Annotated in this window: 3 protein-coding genes and 1 pseudogene; 1 reads left to right on the top strand and 3 read right to left on the bottom strand. The window is 60.9% G+C overall.

Features of this window, described 5'->3' with window-relative positions:
* The coding region (locus tag EN742_RS30990) for an ABC transporter transmembrane domain-containing protein (RefSeq protein ID WP_148670377.1) at window positions 1–550 on the bottom strand (550 nt) is incomplete at its 3' end.
* A 153-nt stretch (window positions 551–703) separates the two neighbouring features.
* Between EN742_RS30990 and EN742_RS30985 the strand changes: the two genes are divergently transcribed.
* A complete protein-coding gene (locus EN742_RS30985) occupies window positions 704–1375 on the top strand; it encodes a class I SAM-dependent methyltransferase (RefSeq protein ID WP_127406730.1) in 672 nt (223 codons plus the stop codon).
* A gap of 37 nt (window positions 1376–1412) precedes the next feature.
* On the opposite strand, the gene EN742_RS30980 is transcribed toward EN742_RS30985, so the two are convergent.
* Together EN742_RS30980 and EN742_RS39745 are read right to left on the bottom strand one after the other, a co-directional pair.
* Window positions 1413–2564 (bottom strand): glycosyltransferase family protein, encoded by a 1152-nt coding sequence (locus tag EN742_RS30980; protein WP_128333667.1) that lies wholly within the window; start codon window positions 2562–2564, stop codon window positions 1413–1415.
* Window positions 2561–2693: pseudogene (locus tag EN742_RS39745) on the bottom strand (colanic acid biosynthesis glycosyltransferase WcaL); the annotation flags it as partial. The gene EN742_RS30980 and the pseudogene EN742_RS39745, both read right to left, overlap by 4 nt.

Raw genomic sequence — 2693 nt, 5'->3', positions numbered from 1 at the left:
TGATGAACAGCATGGCCGTCAGCGCCTGGCCGCCGAGCAGCACCGGCTGCAGGAAGGCGTCGCCGATGAAGCCGCCCAGCGGCTCCACCTCGTCCTTCACCATGGTCGCCACTTCGGCGGATTTCACCCGTTTGAAGTAAAACGGCGGAAACCGCAGCACTCGATCGACCAGATCGAAGCGGATACGCCGCAGCATGCGTTCGCCGAGGCGGCCCTTGTAGGTGTTGATGTAGAGTTTGAACAAGCCGTTGATGACGACCAGCAACAGGAACACGACGCTGAGGGCAAGCAGCGTTGCCGTGCGGTCGAGCTGAAAGCCGGAGAACAACTGGACCTCGCCAATGAACGGCAGGTCATAGTGCAGTCTCATGAATGGCTGGGTGGCTCCCGGTTGCTCGAAACCTTTGCCCTGGATCGGGCCGTTGACGATCAGCTTCGGCAGGTCGAAGGACATGAAATACGGGATCATCGACAGCAGAACGATCAGCAATATCCATATCTGCTGCTTCTTGGTGTGCCTCCAGATATAGCGGGCTAGGCTGGGTTCCATATGCGACTGTGAACCTTCGGTCTAAAGCAAAGTAAAAGCATCTGCTGGTGAACGGCGCATCGGCAATCAGCGCTGGCGACACGTTCAAAGCCTGCGAGGCGGAGGCAAGATTGCGTTGTGTCGCCCGAAATCCCAACATACAAGGCGAATATGATGGATATCACGCAACCACGCAATGCCGGCACGGACGGGCACGAACAGGCCCTGGACCTCACGCGGGGAATTGCCGCCTATGTCAAGCACCCTCTCGTTGCAGGGCTGGCGCGCGTCATAGCCAAGCATCCGCAGGCCGACATCGCCAATGCCTTCAACCACAAGCAGGTCGCCTGCAAGATGTGGGCGCTCGACAGGCTGTTCGAAAGTTGCGGCGGCCGGTTCGGGCGCATATGGGTGCTGGGCGGATGGTACGGCGTATTGCCGGCAATGCTTTTCAACGATGCCCGCTTCGACATCGCGGCGGTCGATAGCATCGACATCGATCCCGAAGTCGCGCCGGTCGCCCGGACCCTCAACCGGGAAGCCGGCGATCGGTTCCGGGCGCTGACGGACGATATGTACGCACTCGACTATGCGGCCGGGCAACCTGACCTGGTTGTCAATACAAGCTGCGAACACATAGCCGATCTCAGCGCCTGGCTTGCTCTGCTTCCGCGGGGCACGACTGTGCTTCTGCAATCGAACGACTATTTCAGCGAGCCGACGCACATCAACTGCGTGGCTTCACTGGCAGCCTTCGAAGCCATGGCGGCGCTGCGGGAGATCAGGTTTTCCGGCGAGTTGCCGACAAAGAACTATACGCGCTTCATGCTGATTGGAACTGTTTGAAGCGCGTTGCGCGAATCTGATCCAGGCGCGACCCGCGTTAGGATCTTACGGACCAGGTTCGATACCGCTCGCGCAGGATTTGCGCCGAGTGACGCGCCCCTTCCAGATCGAGACGATGCCCGGGTGGCGTCGGTCCCACAAGCGCCTGTTCGATCGCTTGCGCCAGACCTTCAGGCGACAGGTCCTTTTCCATCAGCACCGTTGCAAGACCGAGTTCTTCGAGCATCAGGGCGCGAACCGTTTGTTCGGTTTCCGCGCCAGCTGCAAATGGAACGAGCAGGGAGCGACAACCCGCGCGCAGGACATCGCAGACCGTGTTGTAACCCGCCTGCGAAACTGACAGGCGGGCGCCGGTTAGCAGGCTGGCGAAATCCTCGCGGAACCGGAAGATGGACAGACCCGGCGTGGCATCGCGCGCGATCGCGTCAAATTCGTCTTTCGGCAGGTTTGGGCCGGTGATCAAACACCATTTCCAAACGTTGTTGGCATTCCTAGCGGCGGCGATGGCGGAGCTGACCAGGTGTTTTCCGGCAGCGCCGCCGCCAACCGACACCAGAACGTCGAAGCGCTCGGAGGCCGCGGGCGGTGGCGGCGCGGCAACGAGCCCCGTGTAGGTGACCTCGGCTGTGATCGCCCCAGCCAGTGGAAATGTCCTGTCGATGGTTGCGAAAGCCGGGTCGCCGTGGACCATGACAAGGTCGAAATGCCTGTTGATGAGATCGACCGTTTCCTCGTTTCGGCCCGGCTTGACGCGCTCCTGAAGGATATCGCGGACGGACGTCGCCAGCAGCGGTCTGGGCGACGTCGCTTCGATGGCCTCGATCAGCGGCAAGAGTTCGAAACGCATCTGCCGGCGTCCAAATGGAAACGCCTCGATAATGACGATATCAGGCCTGCAATCCCGGAATGCCTGCAGCAGCATCTCTGAGCGCCACTTCTTGAAATCATCGTCGATGGGTTTGCCCTGCAGGTCGACCAACCCTGAAAATCCTTCATCACCGGAGGTGACAGGTGGCAGGGGCACAGATTTTACCCCCGGTCCCGGAAACCCCGCGATCGGCGCTCCGCCGGTCACGACGGTTACGTCAAACCCGTCATCGGCCAAAGCCGCCGCGATGCGGCTGGCGCGCGCGAGATGGCCGATGCCGAGCAGGTGCTGGACATAGAAGAAGGCGCGCAGCCGCTTCATTCGGCAGCCTGCCACTCCTGCTGGAACAGTTGCTTGAGCTGTCCGATGCTTGCCATATGATCGAAATTGCTTCGCACGCGCCCCTCAGCGGCCTCGCCGAGGCGGGCGCGCAGCAAGGGATCACGAATC

The organism is Mesorhizobium sp. M4A.F.Ca.ET.020.02.1.1, from assembly GCF_004022645.1.
Lineage (GTDB): Bacteria > Pseudomonadota > Alphaproteobacteria > Rhizobiales > Rhizobiaceae > Mesorhizobium.
Note: the sequence above shows the minus strand (reverse complement) of the source record. Positions and strands in the feature narration are given on the sequence as shown.

Coding starts and splice junctions, on each gene's coding strand:
- EN742_RS30985 (WP_127406730.1), top strand. CDS start 704: ATGGATATCACGCAACCACGCAATGCCGGCACGGACGGGCACGAACAG.
- EN742_RS30980 (WP_128333667.1), bottom strand. CDS start 2,564: ATGAAGCGGCTGCGCGCCTTCTTCTATGTCCAGCACCTGCTCGGCATC.